The organism is Amycolatopsis halotolerans, assembly GCF_042647905.1.
Taxonomy (GTDB): Bacteria; Actinomycetota; Actinomycetes; order Mycobacteriales; family Pseudonocardiaceae; genus Amycolatopsis; species Amycolatopsis halotolerans.
The window spans coordinates 89,389-107,291 of sequence record NZ_JBHRWI010000027.1 but is presented as its reverse complement, the minus strand read 5'-3'; the positions used below and the strand labels follow the sequence as shown (position 1 = coordinate 107,291).

The 17,903-nt window shown below is 68.9% G+C and carries 19 protein-coding genes; 9 read left to right on the top strand and 10 right to left on the bottom strand.

What is annotated here, in order from left to right:
• Positions 1–75: 75 nt before the first annotated feature.
• A complete protein-coding gene (locus ACFORO_RS22515; RefSeq protein WP_377873013.1) occupies positions 76–1,077 on the bottom strand; it encodes a DUF3558 family protein in 1,002 nt (333 codons plus the stop codon).
• Positions 1,078–1,271: 194 nt separating this feature from the next.
• Positions 1,272–2,540 (bottom strand): serine--tRNA ligase, encoded by a 1,269-nt coding sequence (gene serS, locus ACFORO_RS22510; protein ID WP_377873014.1) that lies wholly within the window; start codon positions 2,538–2,540, stop codon positions 1,272–1,274.
• 152 nt (positions 2,541–2,692) lie between these two features.
• On the opposite strand from serS, the gene ACFORO_RS22505 reads away from it, so the two are divergent.
• Positions 2,693–3,973, top strand: coding sequence for an aspartate aminotransferase family protein (locus ACFORO_RS22505; protein WP_377873015.1), 1,281 nt, complete (start codon positions 2,693–2,695; stop codon positions 3,971–3,973).
• Between the two features lie 304 nt (positions 3,974–4,277).
• On the opposite strand, the gene ACFORO_RS22500 is transcribed toward ACFORO_RS22505, so the two are convergent.
• Genes ACFORO_RS22500 through ACFORO_RS22485 form a run of 4 tightly spaced genes read right to left on the bottom strand, consistent with a single transcriptional unit; the run spans position 4,278 to position 7,524 of the window.
• Complete coding sequence (locus ACFORO_RS22500) at positions 4,278–5,192, bottom strand: haloalkane dehalogenase (protein WP_354748598.1); 915 nt, start codon at positions 5,190–5,192, stop codon at positions 4,278–4,280.
• Positions 5,193–5,229: 37 nt separating this feature from the next.
• Complete coding sequence (locus tag ACFORO_RS22495; protein ID WP_344281850.1) at positions 5,230–5,682, bottom strand: DUF350 domain-containing protein; 453 nt, start codon at positions 5,680–5,682, stop codon at positions 5,230–5,232.
• A 54-nt stretch (positions 5,683–5,736) separates the two neighbouring features.
• Positions 5,737–6,903, bottom strand: a complete 1,167-nt coding sequence (locus ACFORO_RS22490; protein WP_377874070.1) for a glutathionylspermidine synthase family protein — start codon at positions 6,901–6,903, stop codon at positions 5,737–5,739.
• Positions 6,904–7,524, bottom strand: a complete 621-nt coding sequence (locus tag ACFORO_RS22485) for a hypothetical protein (protein ID WP_377874071.1) — start codon at positions 7,522–7,524, stop codon at positions 6,904–6,906.
• Between the two features lie 97 nt (positions 7,525–7,621).
• Between ACFORO_RS22485 and ACFORO_RS22480 the strand changes: the two genes are divergently transcribed.
• The 4 genes from ACFORO_RS22480 to ACFORO_RS22465 all read left to right on the top strand — a co-directional run bounded on the left by ACFORO_RS22480 (position 7,622) and on the right by ACFORO_RS22465 (position 10,867).
• Positions 7,622–8,602, top strand: a complete 981-nt coding sequence (locus tag ACFORO_RS22480; RefSeq protein WP_377874072.1) for a septum formation family protein — start codon at positions 7,622–7,624, stop codon at positions 8,600–8,602.
• A 3-nt stretch (positions 8,603–8,605) separates the two neighbouring features.
• A complete protein-coding gene (locus ACFORO_RS22475) occupies positions 8,606–8,956 on the top strand; it encodes a metallopeptidase family protein (RefSeq protein WP_344281862.1) in 351 nt (116 codons plus the stop codon).
• 153 nt (positions 8,957–9,109) lie between these two features.
• Complete coding sequence (locus tag ACFORO_RS22470; protein WP_377874073.1) at positions 9,110–10,351, top strand: MFS transporter; 1,242 nt, start codon at positions 9,110–9,112, stop codon at positions 10,349–10,351.
• A gap of 57 nt (positions 10,352–10,408) precedes the next feature.
• Complete coding sequence (locus tag ACFORO_RS22465; RefSeq protein WP_377874074.1) at positions 10,409–10,867, top strand: hypothetical protein; 459 nt, start codon at positions 10,409–10,411, stop codon at positions 10,865–10,867.
• Positions 10,868–10,894: 27 nt separating this feature from the next.
• Here ACFORO_RS22465 and ACFORO_RS22460 read toward each other — a convergent pair whose 3' ends face one another.
• The 3 genes from ACFORO_RS22460 to pheA all read right to left on the bottom strand — a co-directional run bounded on the left by ACFORO_RS22460 (position 10,895) and on the right by pheA (position 13,230).
• The gene (locus tag ACFORO_RS22460) at positions 10,895–11,560 is read right to left on the bottom strand and encodes a DUF4232 domain-containing protein (RefSeq protein ID WP_377874075.1); all 666 of its coding nucleotides are present in this window, start codon (positions 11,558–11,560) and stop codon (positions 10,895–10,897) included.
• 150 nt (positions 11,561–11,710) lie between these two features.
• Positions 11,711–12,328, bottom strand: coding sequence for a histidine phosphatase family protein (locus ACFORO_RS22455; protein WP_377874076.1), 618 nt, complete (start codon positions 12,326–12,328; stop codon positions 11,711–11,713).
• The gene (gene pheA, locus ACFORO_RS22450; RefSeq protein WP_377874077.1) at positions 12,325–13,230 is read right to left on the bottom strand and encodes a prephenate dehydratase; all 906 of its coding nucleotides are present in this window, start codon (positions 13,228–13,230) and stop codon (positions 12,325–12,327) included. The genes ACFORO_RS22455 and pheA overlap by 4 nt, the downstream gene beginning before the upstream one ends.
• A gap of 98 nt (positions 13,231–13,328) precedes the next feature.
• Between pheA and ACFORO_RS22445 the strand changes: the two genes are divergently transcribed.
• The 4 genes from ACFORO_RS22445 (at position 13,329) to ACFORO_RS22430 (ending at position 16,921) form a co-directional block, all read left to right on the top strand.
• Positions 13,329–13,952, top strand: a complete 624-nt coding sequence (locus tag ACFORO_RS22445) for a macro domain-containing protein (protein WP_377874078.1) — start codon at positions 13,329–13,331, stop codon at positions 13,950–13,952.
• Positions 13,953–14,085: 133 nt separating this feature from the next.
• Positions 14,086–15,021, top strand: a complete 936-nt coding sequence (coaA, locus tag ACFORO_RS22440; RefSeq protein WP_354748620.1) for a type I pantothenate kinase — start codon at positions 14,086–14,088, stop codon at positions 15,019–15,021.
• A gap of 162 nt (positions 15,022–15,183) precedes the next feature.
• Entirely contained in the window at positions 15,184–15,333 is a 150-nt protein-coding gene (locus ACFORO_RS22435; RefSeq protein ID WP_344281886.1) for a hypothetical protein, read from the top strand.
• Between the two features lie 34 nt (positions 15,334–15,367).
• The gene (locus ACFORO_RS22430) at positions 15,368–16,921 is read left to right on the top strand and encodes a hypothetical protein (RefSeq protein WP_377874079.1); all 1,554 of its coding nucleotides are present in this window, start codon (positions 15,368–15,370) and stop codon (positions 16,919–16,921) included.
• On the opposite strand, the gene ACFORO_RS22425 is transcribed toward ACFORO_RS22430, so the two are convergent.
• Positions 16,918–17,880: a hypothetical protein gene (locus ACFORO_RS22425; protein ID WP_377874080.1), complete on the bottom strand. Its 963-nt coding sequence runs from the start codon at positions 17,878–17,880 to the stop codon at positions 16,918–16,920. The two genes, ACFORO_RS22430 and ACFORO_RS22425, sit on opposite strands and share 4 nt — an antisense overlap.
• Positions 17,881–17,903 lie beyond the last annotated feature (23 nt).

Here is a 17,903-nt window from a genome sequence, read left to right as displayed (position 1 = left end):
GGGCCCCTTGAAGGAATCAGATTCCCTCAAGGGGCCCTTCACGTCTCTTCAGCTGGAAAGTCCCATGTAGACGGTTCAGCCAGGCAGATTCCCCGACACCATCGGGATTCCGGCCTTGATCACGTCGCACGCCCTGTTCTTGTCCGCCAGCTGCCCGCTGACGATCTGGATCGAGGCGGTGTCCGAAACCGCGAGCCCGGCCGCGCAGATCACGCCGCCGGAATCGTTGAAGTTCGGGAACAGCGACCACTTCCGGCCGTTCGCGTCGATCTGCTCGGTCGGCGCGACGTCCATGCCGGGCCAGCGTTTCAGCGGCACGTCCGGGCCGACCCAGACCTCGAACGGCTTCTGCCCGCCGTCGCCGTCGGTGTCTTTCCACAGGCAGTAGGTCACGTTCGGCGAGATGACCTTGGAGCTGTCCAGCTCGCCGTTCGGCGCCATCTTCAGCTGCTGCGCCTGCTCCGGCTTCAGCAGCTGACACGGGTTGACCGACGCGAGCGGCCCGGTCGGCGCGGTGCCCTCCGGCGGGGTGCTCGGCGCGATCGGCGGCGCGGGCTGCCCGCCCGGCAGATGCGCGGCCGCCTGCGGAATCACCTTCTTCGCGCGCTCGCACGCCTGCGCTTCGTCCGAAAAGGACACGCTCACGAAGGCGAACGACTTCGGCCCGAGCGTCGTGTACAGGTCGCAGCTGCCGCCCATGAACCCGGCGTAGCGCGTCCACGGAAAACCGCCGAGCTGCACCGGGTCGGCCTTCTTGATGGCGCCCTGGAGGTAGTCGTCGAGGCTCAGGTCCACCGACCAGCCGACGGACATGACGATTGTGTGCTCGGTGTCCGTCGCGGTCCACAGGCACATCGCGGGCGCGCGCTGCGCCTTGCTGGCCTTCACCGACCGGCCGGGCGGCTTGTAGCCGAGCCCGGCGAGCTGCTTCGCGTCGAGCAGCGCGCACGGGTCGACGACCGGCGTGACCGGCCCCTGCCCCGGCACCGGCGAAGCCACGCCGCTCACCTGCTGCGTGCACCCGGCGAGCAGCATCGCGACCGCCGCCAGGGCGACCGCCGCTCCTTTGAACCTCATCAGCTGCCTCCTCCGAACCGCACCCTACTGACCAGTGCGGTTCGGCACCCGCGGAACCGGAAGGAACAACCCGACGATCACGGAACTCCGGGACTGGCCGCTGGCCTCCTGCTCCAGCGGACGTCCGTGAGGGGAACCCTGAGGGAATCAGATTCCCTCAGGGTTCCCCTCACGGACCAACGGAACTCGGCCGCTCAGCGCTTGACCGGCTCCAGCACCTCGAGCCCGCCGAGGAACGGACGCAGCGCCACCGGCACCCGGACCGAACCGTCGGGCTGCTGGTGGTTCTCCACGATCGCGACGATCCACCGCGTGGTCGCCAGCGTGCCGTTCAGCGTGGCGGCCGTCTGCGGTTTGCCGTTGTCGTCGCGGTAGCGGACCGACAGCCGCCGGGCCTGGAACGTGGTGCAGTTGGACGTCGACGTCAGCTCGCGGTAGGTCTCCTGCGTCGGGACCCACGCCTCGCAGTCGTACTTGCGGTAGGCGGACGTGCCGAGGTCGCCGGTCGCGGTGTCGATGACCCGGTACGGGACCTCGATCGCGGCCAGCATGTCCTCTTCCCAGCCCAGCAGCCGCTCGTGCTCGGACTCGGCGTCCTCTGGCTTGGCGAAGACGAACATCTCGACCTTGTCGAACTGGTGCACGCGGATGATGCCGCGGGTGTCCTTGCCGTACGACCCGGCCTCGCGGCGGTAGCAGGACGACCAGCCGGCGTAGCGGCGCGGACCGGAGCCGAGGTCGAGGATCTCGTCCGAGTGGTAGCCCGCGAGCGGGACCTCCGACGTGCCCACGAGGTACAGGTCGTCGTCGCGCAGCCGGTACACCTCCGACGAGTGCGCGCCGAGGAAGCCGGTGCCCGCCATGATCTCCGGGCGCACCAGCGACGGCGTGATCATCGGCGTGAAGCCGTTCGCCATCGAGCGCGCCACAGCCATGTTCAGCAGCGCGAGCTGCAGCTGCGCGCCCACGCCGGACAGGAAGTAGAACCGCGAGCCCGACACCTTCGCGCCACGCTCCATGTCGAGCGCGCCGAGGCCTTCCATCAGCTCGAGGTGGTCGCGCGGGGCGAAGTCGAACGACGGCACCTCGCCGACGGTCTTCAGCACCGCGAAGTCGTCCTCGCCGCCGATCGGCGCGTCCGGGTGCACCAGGTTCGGCAGGATGCGGAAGAGCTGGTCGAACTCCTCCGAGGCCTCGTTCTGCTCGATCTCAGCGGCCTTGACCTGCGCCGACAGGTCCTTGGCGCGGGCGAGCAGGGCGGGCTTCTCCTCCGGGGAGGCCTTCGGCACCTGCTTGGACACGGACTTCTGCTCGGCCCGCAGCTTGTCGGCGGTGGCGATCGCAGAGCGGCGGCGCGTGTCGAGGTCGAGCAGCTTGTCGACCACTCCCTCGTCCTCGCCACGGGCACGCTGCGACGCGCGCACGGCTTCCGGGTCTTCGCGCAGAGTCCTGGGGTCAATCACGCACCGAAGGGTAGTCGCAGGCCAGCCACGACTTCGACGCGGTTTCCCGTACACACTGTGCGGCGCCCCGAAGACAACCCGACAGTCTGATCGTTGTCGCCCGTTTCCCGCGCTCCCCATACTCGCTAGAACCCGGAGCGGAGGGAACTCACATGACCGACGACCTGCTCTCGCGCCACCGCGCGGTGCTCCCGTCCTGGATGTCCCTGCTGTACGACGAGCCGATCGAAATCGTGCACGCGCAGGATCGCCGGCTCACCGATTCCGCCGGCCGCACCTACCTCGACTTCTTCGCCGGCGTGCTCACCAACGCCATGGGCTACGACATCTCCGCGATCAGCGACGCCGTCCGCAAGCAGCTGGACACCGGCGTCCTGCACACCTCGACGCTGTACCTGATCCGCTCGCAGGTGGAGCTGGCCGAGCGGATCGCGGAGCGTTCCGGCATCCCGGACGCCAAGGTGTTCTTCACCAACTCCGGCAGCGAGGCCAACGACACCGCGCTGATGCTCGCCACCCAGTACCGCCGCAGCAACCAGGTACTGGCGATGCGGAACTCCTACCACGGCCGCTCGTTCGGCACGGTCGCGATCACCGGCAACCGCGGCTGGTCCGCGTCGTCCCTGAGCCCGATCAAGGTGAACTACGTCCACGGCGGCTACCGCTACCGCAGCCCCTTCCGGGACCTCCCCGACGCGGCCTACATCGACGCCTGCGTCGCCGACCTGGTCGAACTCCTGGAGACCGCCACCGCGGGCGATGTCGCCTGCCTGATCGCCGAGCCGATCCAGGGCGTCGGCGGCTTCAGCTCCCCGCCGGACGGCCTGTTCAAGGCGATGAAGGAGGTCCTGGACGACCACGGCATCCTCTTCGTCTCCGACGAGGTCCAGACCGGCTGGGGCCGCACCGGCGACCACTACTGGGGCATCCAGGCCCACGACGTGGTGCCGGACATGATGACCTTCGCGAAGGGCCTGGGGAACGGCCTGGCAGTAGGCGGAGTGGTCGCCCGAGGCGACGTCATGGACTGCTTCACAGCAGAGTCCTTCTCGACCTTCGGCGGCAACCCGGTGTCCATGCAGGGCGCGCTGGCCGTCCTGGACTACATCGACGACCACGACCTGCAAGCGAACTGCAAAGCCCGCGGCGACCAGCTGATGCGGGGCCTGCGCGCGGCGAACAGCCCCTTTGTCGGCGAGGTACGCGGCAAGGGTTTGATGATCGGCGTCGAACTGATCGAACCCGGCACCACGACGCCGAATACCGTTGCCGCGAAACAAATGCTGGAAGAAACAAAAAAGCGCGGCCTGCTCATCGGAAAAGGCGGCCTGCACAAAAACGTCCTGCGCATCGGACCGCCCATGACCCTCACCGAATCCGAAGCAGGCGAAGGCCTGCAAATCCTGCTCGACTCCCTCGCCGTCCTGTCCTGACCCGGCTTGCGCCCCAATGCCACATTGGGTGCGTCACATGCACCCAATGTGGCATTCGGTGCGCCACACGCACCCAACGCCACATTGGGGTTTCTCAGTAGTGCGGTGCGCGGCGGTCCTGGGCCAGGCATGTGGGTGCACCGGCTGGCGAGGCGAGTTGCGTGGCTCTGTCGTCGCGAAAGGTTCGTGAGGGGAACCCTGAGGGAATCAGAGTCCCTCAGGGTTCCCCTCACGGACCTCGGCATCGCGCGCCGAGAACCCCCGGCGCGCTACTGCGAAAACCTCATTGGCGAGCGAGGCGAGGTCAGCGGCGGACGAAGCGGGCCACGTGCTCGGCGAGCGTCTCCCCCGCGTCCTCCTGCACAAAGTGCCCGGCCCCACCAATCGTCGGGTGGTCCAGACCGGCCGCCCCGCGCATCGACCGCTGCAAAATCGGCCCCATCGCCCCGGTGATCGGATCCCCGTCCGAGAACGCGCACAAGAACGGCACGTCCAGCTCAGTCAACGTCGCCCAAGCCGCCCGGTTAGCCTCCGACGCCGGGTCATCCGGCCGAGTGGGAACCAACCCAGGCATGGCCCGAGGCCCGGCCTTGTACATCTCGTTCGGGAATGGCGCGTCATAAGCCGTCCGGACCTCTTCCGACAGCGGCGTCTGGCACCCAGCCTGCACACACCGCCCGACGTCGAGAATCTGCGCGCCCTCCACCGCCTCCCGGAACTTATGCCACACCGGCGGCATATCCACGTCCCCGGTAGGCAATCCGGTATTGGCCGCGACCACCCCGGCGAACCGCCCCGGGTTCTCGGCCACCAGCCGCAACCCGATCAACCCGCCCCAGTCCTGCCCCACGACCGTGACGCCGTTCAGCCCCAGCACGTCGAACGAGAACCGGCGCATCCACTCCACGTGCCGCGCATAGGTGTGGTCGACGATCTCCGCGGGCTTGTCCGACCGCCCGAACCCGACGAGGTCCGGCGCGATCGCCCGCAGCCCGGCGTCGGCGAGCACCGGGAGCATCTTCCGGTAGAGGAACGACCAGCTCGGCTCGCCGTGGAGCAGCAGAACCGGCGGCCCGTCGGCGGGTCCCGCCTCGACGTAGCCGACTCTGATCAGGCCGCCGTCCGGGTCGGACAGGTCGGTGTACTGAGGTTCGAACGCGAAGTCGGGCAGATCCGCAAACCGGTCTTCCGGCGTCCTGAGCAATCGCACGGTTCCCACGTTAGTGGGAACGGGACCGCGCGGCAGTGCGCGAACGCTACGAAATCGCTACCGCGACGACCAGCCCGAGCCCCAGGTGCGCCGCCGCGACGACGACGCTCGCCGGCGCGAACTTCTCGCTCTGGATCGTGGACCCGACATCGATCCGGGTCGCCCACTCCAGCAGCCGCACCGCCAGCACCTGCACGATGACCCCGATCAGGCCGTAGACCAGCGAGGTGATCAGCCCGGCGGTCAGGTCGCTCGCGGAGCTGTAGATCGCCACGACCACGATGAACGCCATCGACAGCAGCCCGGACGCGGTCACGATCACCGCGTTCGGCAGCCCGCGGGTGACGAGCTTCGACAGCTTGCCCGGCGTGGTGAAGTCGATCGCGTAGAAGCCGGCGAACATCAGCAGCAGGCCGACGATGCCGTACAGCAGGATCGCGCCGATGCCGCGCACGAGGTCGGAACCGAACGTTGCGGGCAGCGCGAGCGTCGTGGACACGGAGTCTCCCTGGATGGCCGAGTCAGCTCAGCAAATCGGACATCCAGGGTTTTATCACGACTCCGGAATCCGGTGCGGGACAAACGCCGCACCGTCGTCGGTGACAAGCCCGCTGGTCTCGCGGATCCCGAGGCCCGCCGACTGGTCGCCGACGATCCACGCGCCGAGCGCGGGCCGGTACCCGTCGAACTCCGGCAGCGGGTCGAACGCCTGGTAGACGTAGCCTTCCGCGCCGTACACGCCGTCCGTCTGCGTCTCGTACCCGGTGGCCACGATCTGCACGTTCGCACCCTCGCGGCCGAGCTTCGGCTTGCGCACGTACTCGGTGAGCAGGCCGGGGTCGTCAGCGAACGCGGGCAGCAGGTTCGGGTGCCCGGGATAGTTCTCCCACAGCACCGCGAGCAGCGTCTTGTTCGACAGCAGCATCTTCCACAGCGGTTCGACCCACAGCGTGCGCGGCATGGTCTCGATCGCGAACTTGCCGAACTCCTCGTCGACGACCCATTCCCACGGGTACAGCTTCACCACCGTGGACATCTGCGCCTCGGCGAGGTCGACGAACCGCTTGAGCACCGGGTCCCAGCCGATCTCCTCGATCGCGAGCCCGACCGTGTCGAGCCCGGCCTCGGCGGCGGTCTCCTGCAGGTACGCCGTGGTCACGTGGTCCTCGCCGCTCGGGTCGGCCGCGGACCAGGTGAAGTGCAGTTCGTTCGACGGCAGCTTGCCGCCGATCTCCGCCCAGCGCTCCACCAGCTTCTCGTGGATGGAGTTCCACTGGTCGTCTTCCGGGAAGACGTCGGTCTTCCAGTGCCACTGCAGCAGCGACGCCTCCAGCAGCGTGGTCGGCGTGTCCGCGTTGTACTCCAGCAGCTTGGCCGGCGATTTGCCGTCGTAGCGCAGGTCGAAGCGGCCGTAGACGTGCGGGTCCTGGCGCTTCCACGACTCCGCGATGTGCGGCCACACCCACTCCGGGATGCCGAAGCGCTGGTACTGCTCGGTGGTCACGACGTTGTCGACGGCCTCCAGGCACATCGAGTGCAGCAGTTCGACGTCCGCCTCGAGCGAGAGCACCTCGTCCATGTCGAAGACGTAGTGCACCGACTCGTCCCAGTACGGCCGCGGCTTGCCGGTGCCGTCGCGTGCCGGGGTGCCGTAGACCAGGCCCTGCTCTTCGACGATCCGCTGCCATTCGCGGCGCGGCTCCCGCCGGTCCCGATACACCTACGAGCCTCCGCTCTTGCCGGTCCCGCCGGTGCCTCCGGAGGTGCCGCTCTTGCCGCTGATGCCGAACCCGCCGCGCTGGACGCTGGTGCCCGACTTGGTCGAAACGTTGGTGTTGCCCGACGGCGCGGTGTAGCTGCCGCCGGCCACGTGCTGGCCGACGTTCCCGGTGCCGCCGTAGTTGTAGCGGTACTGGGTGAACCCGCCGCCCGACAGCGGGATGATCCAGAACCCGCCGCTGTAGTGCCCGTGGTTGGCGGTCACGTAGTCGTCAGAGCAGTATTTGTCGTCCTGGATGACCCCGTCGGACGTGACGCAGGACGCGGTGACCTCGGCGGGCTTCGCGATCGTGTAGAACGTCGCGACCAGCCCGACGAGACCGACAGTGACCCCGCTGCCGATCAGGATCTTGCGTTTCGTGGCCGCCTTCGCGTCCGCCGCCTCCCGCGCCGCGAGGGCTTCCTGCCGTTCGCGTTCCTGGTCGGCGATGGCCTGTTTGCGGGCCCGTTGTTCGGCCACCGAGGGCTGCCGCGGCTGCGTGCTCGCGTCCTGGAAACGCATCGAGCCCGGCTTCTTCTGCTCCTCGGTCGGCTGCGCGCCGCTGTTGTCGTCTTGCGTCATGTGCGCTCCGTAATCCCCCAGCACTGCAAACCCCGCGTTCCACCCTAATCGACCCGGCACACGCGCGGTTCATGCGGCGCGGGCATCATGGGTATCGATGTCTCAACGCTCGGAGCGGTTCCCTTCGCGTATGCAGACCCTGACCACCCGCGTGGTGATGGCCGGGGTGTTCTTCGGCGCGGTCATCGCGCTGGCCTTGAGCGTCGCCTTCTCCTGGACCGACACGCTCGCCGGCGGCGCCGGCGGCGGAGAGGGCAAGCTCAGCGAGGCCGCCCAGCAGGCGTTCCACTCGCCGCCGGGCACCTGCCTGACCTGGAACGCCAAGGACGCCTCGGACGCGCACGCGGTCCCGTGCGCCCAGCCGCACCTGTTCGAGGTCACCACCGTGGTCGACATCGGCGCGAAGTTCCCGCAGCAGGCTCCGTTCCCGAGCCTCGACCAGTGGCAGGACATCGCGCAGCAGCAGTGCAACAGCGACGTGCGGCCGTACCTCGGCCACGCGCTCGACCCGTACGGCAAGCTCACCACCAACCTGCTGCGGCCCACGTCGGCGCAGTGGTCCGGCGGCGACCGCCAGCTGCGCTGCGGCCTGCAGTTCGCCGGTCCGGGCGGCGGCCTGCAGCCCACCACCGGCGCGGCGAAGACCCAGGACCAGTCGATGGTGTGGGCCCCGGGCACCTGCCTCGCGCTGGCCGGCAAGGGCGTCGGCGACCCGGTCGATTGCGGCAAGCCGCACTCCTACGAAATGATCGCGACCCTCGACCTGGCCTCGCACTTCAAGGACGGCTACCCGAAGCTGGACGACCAGAAGTCCTGGCTCGACACCGAGTGCAACAAGGCCGCGAAGGACTACACCGGCAGCTCCGATCTCTCCTCGAAGAAGCTCACGCTGGGCTGGGACTCGCGCGAGCAGGAGAGCTGGGACGCCGGGTCCACCAAGGTCAACTGCAAGGTCGCGGCCACGCTGCAGGACGGCAGCGGGTTCCAGGCGGTCACCGGCAGCGTGAAGAGCGGGTCCTCCGGGTCGTCTGGCCAGCAGCAGAGCCCGCCGCCGAGTTCCGGTTCCGGCGGGAACTGAGCAGTGCCCGTCGAGATGAGCCAGGCCCGGTTCGAGGAACTCGTGGCCGACGCGCTCGACCAGGTGCCCGCGGAGTTCGCCGCGGCGATGGACAACGTCGTGGTGCTGGTCGAGGAGTTCAACGAGGAAGCGCCGGACATCCTCGGGCTCTACCACGGCATCGCGCTCACCGAGCGCACCAGCCACTACAGCGGCGCGCTGCCGGACCGGATCTCGATCTACCGGGAGCCGATCCTCGACATCTGCGACACCGAGGACGACGTCGTCGAGGAAGTCCTGATCACCGTCATGCACGAACTCGGCCACCACTTCGGCATCGACGACGAGCGGCTGCACGAACTCGGCTGGGGCTGATTCCGGCGGAACCCCGCCAGCCCGTTGCTCTTCCCTGCTCAACAACGCGGCGCCACCACGGAAAACACCGAAGGTCACCAAAGCGTCACGGAACGCGGCTGATCTCTTTAGACTGTCCTGATCAGGCAGTTTCCGGTTTTCGTGAGGTGGTTTGTGTCGCATCGGACGACGGACGGCCGGCTGCGCTGGCTGCTCGCTTCGAGCGGCACGTCGAACCTCGCCGACGGCATCGCCAAGGTCGCCTTCCCGCTCCTGGCCACCACGCTGACCCGCGATCCGGTGGAGATCGCCGCGCTGTCGGCCGTGCAGTTCCTGCCGTGGCTGCTGTTCGCGATCCCGGCGGGCACGCTCGTCGACCGGATCGACCGCAAGAAGGCGATGCTCGCCGCGAACGCGGTGCGCGCGCTGGTGGTCGCCGGGGTCACCGCGCTGCTCGCGTTCGGGTCGGTGGAGATCTGGACGATTTACGTGGCGTCGCTGCTCGTGGGCATCGCGGAGACGGTCGCGGAGAGCGCGGCGAACGTGCTGCCGCCCGCGCTGGTCGAGGCGGACCGGCTGGAGAGTGCCAACAGCAAGCTGCAGGCCTGCGAAATCGTTGGCCAGACGTTCCTCGGCGGCCCAGTCGGCAGCGCCACCTTCGCGATGTTCGCGGTCTTCCCGTTCCTGCTCTCCTCAGTCGGGTTCGCGGTCGGTGCCGCGGTACTGCTGGGCATGGCGGGCAGCTACCAGCCGAGGCAGGAGACCAAGTCGCACATCCGGGCGGACTTCGCGGACGGCTTCCGCTGGCTGCGGCGGCATTCGCTGCTGCTGCGGTTGCTCGCGATCGCCGGTCTGCTCAGCCTGATCAGCGAACTGGCCCAGGCGCAGCTGGTGCTGTACGCGCTGGAAGACCTGCATTTGTCCGACGCCACCTTCGGTGCTTTCGCGTTCGTCGGCGGTGCCGGTGGCCTGCTCGGAGCCGGGCTGACGCCGCGACTGGTCCGGCGCGTCGGACGGCGGACGGTCCTGGTCGGCGGGGTGTTGTTCTGCGCGCTCGGCTTCGGCGGCATGGGACTGGTGCGCCAGCCGGTGATGTCCGCGGTGCTGTTCGGCGTCTTCGCGGCGGCCGTGGTGGCGGTGAACGTCGTGCTCGCGACCGCGCGCCACACGCTCGTGCCGGGCGAGCTCCTCGGCCGGGTGCTCGGGGTCTGGCGGACGGTCGTCTGGGGCGCGATTCCGCTCGGCGCGCTGCTCGGCGGACTGCTCACGAAGCTGCTCGGTTCGGCGGGCGACACCTTCACCGCTTCCGGCGTCCTGCTGCTGTTCGTGACCGCCTATGCACTGTTCGCGCTGCGCGGCCGCCCGCTCGATGACAAAACGGCCTCGACCGGGGACGGAGCCCGTTCGCAGCAGTGATCCGGCGCGGTTTTGGTGCTGAAATAGCACCTCACCCCGGCCGCCCGGAGGTACGTGATGACTGCGCTCGACACTCCGCCGCTGCCGGACGACGACCGCGACACCGACCTTGAGTCGCCGCCTCCTGCCACACGCCGTCCGCTCGTCCTGGCCGCCGTCGCCGGGTTCGTGCTCGGCACCTGCGTGGTCGGACTGCTGTGGGGCCTGTCCGGCCAGCGCGCCGGAGCGAATGTCGACGCCGCGGCCGCGTGTGCCGCGTTCGCTCGCGCTGGGCACATCCCGGACACCACCGGGGGCGCCGACGCGGCGCAGTTCACCCGGATGTCCGACGATTCGGTGCACCGCGTCACCGGCGCGATGGAACTGGCCAAGGCGGCGGCGACCTTCGACGGCAACTACCAGCCGCTGGCCAAAAGCCTCGACGCGGTGAACAAGATGGTGCTCAGCAGCCGCTTCGACAACCGCGACCAGCAGGCCGCCGTCGTCCAGGCGGAACAGCTCTGCGCGCGGGGCTGACCCCACGCGCAGAGCTAGGTGCGCTGGTCAGGCCTTGTGCACGGTCTTCACGCCGAGCTGCTTGCCCGGGATCTTCGTGCCCGCGCAGCCAGTGCCCTCGAGCGGCACGAACTTCGACGCCGTCTCCTGCGGGAGATACACGCGCAGGCCCTTGACGGGAGTCGGCTTGCAGACGCTGGGGTCGAAGTTGAGCGCCTGCGCGAACTGCAGGTCCGCCGCTGCGGACTGGCCCGGAGCCAGCTTCACCGGCGCGCCCTTGGCACCGTCGCGCTCGGCGGGCTGCCCGATCTGGGCCCCGTTTTCCCCGCCGACATAGGACACGCCGGGGAAGCCCTGGATCGTGCACGGCGTGCCGCTGGTGTTCTTGATCAGCAGCGGCCGGTACTCCGAACCCGCGCCCGCGTCGCCGCCGCCGAGCGACAGGGAAACGTCGCCCGCCTTGCACAGGCCGTTGTCGGCGGGCGGCTTTTCGGCCGGTGCCGTGCCGCCGCTCGGCGCGGACGACGCGGAAGAAGGAGCGGACGACGCGGCGGACGAAGCCGACGACATCGGGCCGCTCGACGGGGTGTCCGAACTCGCCGGCCCGCTCGCGGCGGGAGCGCCCTGGCCGCACGCGGAAAGCAGCAGCGCCCCCGACGCGCCCACTGCGGACAGGAAGACCAGGGAAAACCACGGTTTCTTCGTGTTTGCCATCTCACTCGCCTCGCTGTACTGGTGAACGCCGAACTGGGTGGAACCTCTTCCGGAGGACGTGCCATGTCCGGACGGGGTTGCTCCGCATCCGGTGAGTTCCCCACCGGATGCGGCTTCACTCAGCGTTTCCCCGAGCGAGTGATCAACCACTCACGAAAGGCGGGTGTCCACCCACCGCACGCACTCCCATCCGTGGTCGCGGGCTTCCAGCTCGACGAACTTCGTATTCGGGATCAACGCCTCGTTCGCCAGCTCGGCGGGCACGTTGGCGGCCAGCCATTCCCCGGCGAGCCGGATCGCACCGCCGTGGCTGACGAGCACGACCACTCCGTCCGGCGAAGTTTCCTCGTGCTTGGCCCGCAGCTCGTTGGCCGCGCCGAGCATCCGGTCGCGCACCTGCGTGCCGGTCTCGCCGCCGGGGATCGAGACGTCCAATTCGCCCACTGTCCACGCCTTCACCACGCGCAGGTAGACGCCGATCGAGTCCATGTCGGTGTTGCCCTCGAGATCGCCGGCGTCGACCTCCTTGACGCCCTCGATCACCTGCACGTCGAACCCGAACGCCTCGGCCAGCGGCGCCGCAGTCTGCTGCGCCCGCACCGCCTCCGACGCGTAAACCGCCACGATCGGCTCGGATTTCAGTTCCTCGGCGAGGGCCGCGGCCTGCTCCCGGCCGAGTTCGGTGAGCGGCGGACCGGGCAGCGCGGTGTCCAGCGCGCGGCGGACGTTGCCCTCCGTCTGTCCATGCCGGACCAGCAGCAACCTCATGCGCCCTCTCCCTTCAGAACCGCGTCGACCCACGCCTGCGCGTCGAGGAAATCCTGGTTCCCCGCGCCGTCCTCGATCGTGGCCGCGACCTCGTCCGCCCTCGGGTACGAACCGAGGAAGCGCAGGTGAGAGCGTCGGCGCAGGGCGGTCATCGCGTCGATGATCCGGGGTTCGGCGACGTGGCCCTCGAAGTCGATGAAGAACCGGTACTCGCCGAAGTTGTTGCGGGTCGGCCGGGCGTCGATCCGGGTCAGGTTGATCCCGCGGCCGGCCAGTTCGACCAGCAGATCGGACAGCGTCCCGGTGCGGTTGACCGCGGCCGCGACGATCGACGTGCGGTCGGCTCCGGTGGGCGCGGGCAGTTCGCCGGGGCGGCGCACCATCAGGAACCGGGTCTGCGCGTCGCGGACGTCGGCGACGCCGGTCGCCAGCTCCTCCAGCGGGTAGTGCTCGATCGCGACCGGCGCGGACACCGCCGCGTCGAAATCGCCCTCGACCACGCCGACCGCCGCCGCCGCGGTGGACGACGAAGCGACCGGGGTGGCGTCCGGCAGGTTCGCCTCCAGCCATTCGCGCACCTGGGCGAGCGCGTGCGGATGGCTCGCCACGGTGCGGATTCCGCCGTCGCCCGGCCGTTTCAGTACGCTGAAGTGGATGGGCAGGATCGTCTCGGCCGTGGCGACGAGCGGGTCCCCGTCGCTGAGCCCGTCGAGCGTCGCGGGGACCACGCCCTCGACGGAGTTCTCGATCGGCACGCACGCGGCGTCCGCGGCACCGTCGCGGACGGCCTGCAGCGCCAGCCGGACGGTCTCGTAGGGGGTCAGGTCCTCGCCCGGCGCGAGCGCGCGGGCGGCCTGCTCGGTGAACGTGCCCTGAGGGCCGAAATACGCGATCCGCAACACGGGAGTCAGGCTAGCGACCGCGCGCGTGGCGCTTTTCACTCGGACAGCCGGTGGCTAAACCGGTTACGCCGGGTGGCGTTTTTTGCCATGCTGGAACGGTGACCGCCGACTCAGGCACACACGCCGGGCACGGGGAAGCCGTTTCGCCGGATCCTCCCCGAACGCCGGAATTGGTGCTGTGCGCCGTCGATGAACCGCTGGCCGCGGCGTGGAGCTCCGCCGTGGCGGACGTCGTCGGCTCCGTCCGGGTGCACCGCGGTTCGGTGCTCGACATCCCCGCGCAGGCGGTGGTCAGCCCGGCCAACTCCTACGGCTGGATGCGCGGCGGGATCGACGCGGTCTACGCGCGGGCGTTCCCCGGCATCGAGCAGAGCGTGCGCAGCGCGGTTTTGGCTTCTTACGGCGGTGAGCTGCCGATCGGCGAGTCGGTGATCGTCCCGACCCGCGAGTCCGAACCGGCGTGGCTGATCAGCGCGCCGACCATGCGCGATCCCGGCGAACGGCTGCCCGCCGACACCGTCCACCCGTACCTCGCGGCGCGCGCGGTGTTCCTGCAATGGCAGCGCGGGCAGCTGGATTCCGGCTCGGTCGCCTCGGCCGTGCGGACGATCGCGATGCCCGGTCTCGGCACCGGCGTCGGCGGCGTGGCCCCGGCCACGTGCGCCCGTCAGGTCGCCGCGGCGTGGCAGGAAGTATTCGGGGCCAACGGTCACCTTCGGTGATCGAATACCTCTCGGCTCAGGGGTGCGTGCATCACATCACAGCGCGTTCACGCGCGGTAAGCCCTACCGTTGATACGGCGTTACGGAAGTAGCGCAGACGGAGCCAGCGCAGGCGACGGCCGAGGAGTGTGCGATGCCCACACGGGTCCGTGAACTCAGCCCTTATGTAGAGCTGCACCGGGAACAGTGGCGGGAGCTGCGCAGCTCCACTCCGCTGCCGCTGACCGCGGACGAGCTGGTCCGGCTCCGCGGGCTCGGGGAACAGATCGATCTCGCCGAGGTCGCCGACGTGTACCTGCCGCTTTCGCGGCTGATCAACCTCCAGGTGAAGGCCCGGCAGCAGCTGTACGAGGCCACCACGACGTTCCTCGGCGAGGACTGCCGCAACACCAAAGCGCCGTTCGTGATCGGCGTCGCGGGCAGTGTCGCGGTCGGAAAGTCGACCACCGCCCGGATCCTGCGCACCCTGCTCGCCCGCTGGCCCGACCACCCGCGCGTCGACCTCGTGACGACCGACGGGTTCCTCTACCCGCGCGACGAGCTCACCCGGCGCGGGATCATGCACCGCAAGGGTTTCCCGGAAAGCTACGACCGGCGCGCGCTGCTGCGGTTCGTCACCGAGGTGAAGTCCGGGGCCGAGCGGGTGTCCGCGCCGGTGTACTCGCACCTCGCCTACGACATCCTCCCGGACCAGGAACAGGTCGTGGAGCGGCCGGACATCCTCATCATCGAGGGATTGAACGTCCTGCAGCCCGGACCGAGCCTGACCGTTTCGGACTTGTTCGACTTCTCGATTTACGTCGACGCGCACATCGACGACATCGAGCATTGGTACGTCGAGCGATTCCTGAAGCTGCGGCACACCGCGTTCGCCGACCCGGCGTCGCACTTCCACCACTTCGCCGGTTTGGACGACGACGAGGCCCGCGAAGAAGCGCGGCACCTCTGGCGCACCATCAACGAACCGAACCTGATGGAAAACATCAAGCCGACCCGTCCACGTGCGACTCTCGTGCTCCGCAAGGACGCCGACCACGCCATCAACCGTGTTCGACTGCGGAAACTCTGACTGTCACCCACACGCGTCCCACTGGTCTCCTTCTGCACAAGCGCCGGGCAATTGACCGATCGGCCAGCGTCTTCGTAACCACTTGGCCGATACCAGCGCACCGGTCCGCAAGCGACCCTGAAAGCAGCAGGATGTCGCACTTGACCTGCGAAGGAGGCCACGATGTTGACTATCGTCCTGACCTGGGTCGGCGCGGTATTGGGATTGACGCTGCTGGTCGCGATGGCCGCGGGGGCGTTCGTCGTCGACTTCGACGACGCGCTGCGCGAACGGCGCCTCAAGGCACGCGGCACGGCGGAGCCGACCAGCTGAGGCCTGAGCTTCGGGTCCAGGCAAGATGTGCGGCATGAGTCCGGTGAGCCGCGCGCGCAAGAAGAGTTCCCTACCCACCGCCCCCAGCGTCAACGGTCTGTTCAAGGACGTGCTGCGGGACTTCTCCGCGGTCGCGGCCGAGCCCGGTCCGTTCGACATCGACCTGCTCGGTTCCGAGGTCGTCGGGCAGTGGCGGGACGTCGTCGTGGAGGACGAACCGGAAAGCCAGCTCGGACTCGAGCTGATCGCGTTCGCACAGCGCAAGATCACGCCCGGCGCGGCGGCGCTGCTGGCCGCGCTGAAGGTGCTGGCCGAGTCCGAAGAGGAGCGTGCGGCGGCGGCCGAGGCGCTCGGCGTCGTGCTCGGCCGCGGCATCCCGGAGCCGGAGTGGGCCGCCGAGGTCGGGCAGGTCAGCGTCGGCGAATGCTGGCGCACCGGGGACGTTTACGGCGACGAGTCTTCGCTGCTGTGCGTCTTCTCCCGAGGCGACCACTCGCTCGGCCTGCTCGCGCTGCTGGACTTCACCGAGGGCGGCCGGGTGCGCGACCTGGTGGTCATCGAGGAGCCGCACGAGGTGCTCGCCGAAATGCACTCGCAGGTCGAGGAAGACGGCGAACTGGTCGTACTGGAAAAGATCGAACCCGCCGACGCGCACCGGCTGCTGGTTTCCGGAATCGCCGCCACGGACGCCCTGGACGAGCCGGACGTCGGCGAGGACTACACCCGATTCCACGCCATCGCGCTGACCTGGGCGCGTTCGCTGCCGGAACCCACTGAGGTTCCGCCGGTCGCCGAGTGGAGTGCCGAGCAGCGCGAGGGAGCCGTCACCCAGTTCCTCGCCGACACGAACCTGCCGGACGCCGACGCCGCCCGCGAAATCGCCAGCCTGCTGGTGGACCACGGCTGCCGGGTGGAACAGGCGAACCCGCTGCGCGTCGGTCCGGAGAAGCTGGCCCGGTTCCTGGAATCCCTGCTGGACGGCGAATACGAGCTGGAAGACGAGGACGCAGTCGCACCGGTCGTGCTGTCCTGGGCCGGCTGGGCCGCCGCTCGCGCCGGACTGTCCGAAATCGCCACCGCGGCGCTGCTGGAAGAAGTCACCGAATACCTCGGCGAGTACCTCTCGGACGACGACGAGGAAGAAGACTTCAGCGACTACCTCGACGGCACTGAGTCCGCCGAGGAAGCCCTGGAAGTGGTGGCACGCCGCCGTTTCGCAGTGCCCGAACTGTCCACAGTGATCGGTGACGAGGAACTGACCGACTTGGACCCGGGGGACCCGGAACAGCGCCGCCTGCTGGTGATCGGCGCGCACCCGGAGTACCACGAGTCGCTGGCCGCGGAAGAATTCGACGGCGCCGACGGCCTGCGTCTCGCGCTTGAGACGTCCATTGTGGACCAGATGTGGGACGACGAGCCCGCCGAGGTGTGGACCGCCGCGCAGAACCTGCTGCAGCGGGACCTTTCCCGTACCGAGGTCCTCGACCGCTTGGTGACTGTCCTAGAAGGACAGTTGACCGAAACCGAGGAAGAAGACCAGCTGGACTACGACCTCGACGCCTACCGCGCCGCCTTGGCCGAAATCTAGCTCTTCGGAAGCGCGATCCGGGCCGCCCGGATCTCCGCGAGCAATCGGGTTTTACGGCGGTGGACGTTCACCAGCTCGGCGACGTAGCCGGTGAACTCCTCCGCCGTGCCCGCTTGTTTGTGCAAGGTGCGCAGTTTTTTGAGGCACTGTGCTGCTTCCCGGTACGCGGCTGCTTCTTTTTGCGCGATCAGCTGCTCGATTCGCTCGCGGTACTCGGGGATGGAGTCTTCTTTTTGCGGGGCCGCTGCCTGCTGCGGTGCTTCTTTCCGCTGTGTCTTCTCTGCCTGCTGTGGCTTCTCCGCCGGTAGCTTCTCTGCGCGCAGTCGCGCCTCCGCCCGCGGCTTCTCTGCCGGTAGCCGCGCCTCTGCCAGTCGCCGCGTCCCTGCCCGCTGCGGAGTCAGCACCCGCGCCGCGTAAGCGATCGCCTCGCTGTGCCGCCCGGCCGCCCGCAACACCCGGACAATCTTGAGACTGACGTCCACCCGAGGCGGCTTGGCAGCGAGAATGGCGACCAGCCCGTCCACGTCCCCACTGGCCTCGGCGATCTCCTCCTGCAGCCGCTGCGCGATCTCGACCTTTTCGGACTGCTTGACGCGCAAGACTTCGTCCACAATGGACTTCATCCGCGCGAGCCCGGCCTCCCCGAGCGCCGCCGCGAAGTCAGCCACCGCGACCGCCCGCCCGCTGAATGCCGCCTCCAGCACCCAGTCCGCGAGCTGCCCCGCCTCCGGCGGCCGAGCCGCACAAGCCCGCGCATACAACGCGACCGCCTGGTCAAGCCGCTCCTCGAGGTCCGCCGCGAGGTCGCCGTGCTGCTCGAGCATGCCCACGATGTCGTCCACCGCCCGCCGCGCGAGCGGCGCGAGATCAGCGCGGCTGCCGGAGTCGAGCAGCCGCCGCACAGTATCGAGAACCGCACCGATTTTGGCGGTGTACTCGACCGGGTCGGGGACGCTCACGCGAACAGTCTGCCGTATGGCCC

What these genes read in the sequence shown, in the direction of transcription:
- ACFORO_RS22515 (WP_377873013.1), bottom strand. Translation starts at nt 1,077, where the DNA reads ATGAGGTTCAAAGGAGCGGCGGTCGCCCTGGCGGCGGTCGCGATGCTG.
- ACFORO_RS22505 (WP_377873015.1), top strand. Translation starts at nt 2,693, where the DNA reads ATGACCGACGACCTGCTCTCGCGCCACCGCGCGGTGCTCCCGTCCTGG.
- ACFORO_RS22485 (WP_377874071.1), bottom strand. Translation starts at nt 7,524, where the DNA reads ATGACGCAAGACGACAACAGCGGCGCGCAGCCGACCGAGGAGCAGAAG.
- ACFORO_RS22480 (WP_377874072.1), top strand. Translation starts at nt 7,622, where the DNA reads ATGTCTCAACGCTCGGAGCGGTTCCCTTCGCGTATGCAGACCCTGACC.
- ACFORO_RS22465 (WP_377874074.1), top strand. Translation starts at nt 10,409, where the DNA reads ATGACTGCGCTCGACACTCCGCCGCTGCCGGACGACGACCGCGACACC.
- ACFORO_RS22460 (WP_377874075.1), bottom strand. Translation starts at nt 11,560, where the DNA reads ATGGCAAACACGAAGAAACCGTGGTTTTCCCTGGTCTTCCTGTCCGCA.
- ACFORO_RS22455 (WP_377874076.1), bottom strand. Translation starts at nt 12,328, where the DNA reads ATGAGGTTGCTGCTGGTCCGGCATGGACAGACGGAGGGCAACGTCCGC.
- coaA (WP_354748620.1), top strand. Translation starts at nt 14,086, where the DNA reads ATGCCCACACGGGTCCGTGAACTCAGCCCTTATGTAGAGCTGCACCGG.
- ACFORO_RS22435 (WP_344281886.1), top strand. Translation starts at nt 15,184, where the DNA reads ATGTTGACTATCGTCCTGACCTGGGTCGGCGCGGTATTGGGATTGACG.
- ACFORO_RS22430 (WP_377874079.1), top strand. Translation starts at nt 15,368, where the DNA reads ATGAGTCCGGTGAGCCGCGCGCGCAAGAAGAGTTCCCTACCCACCGCC.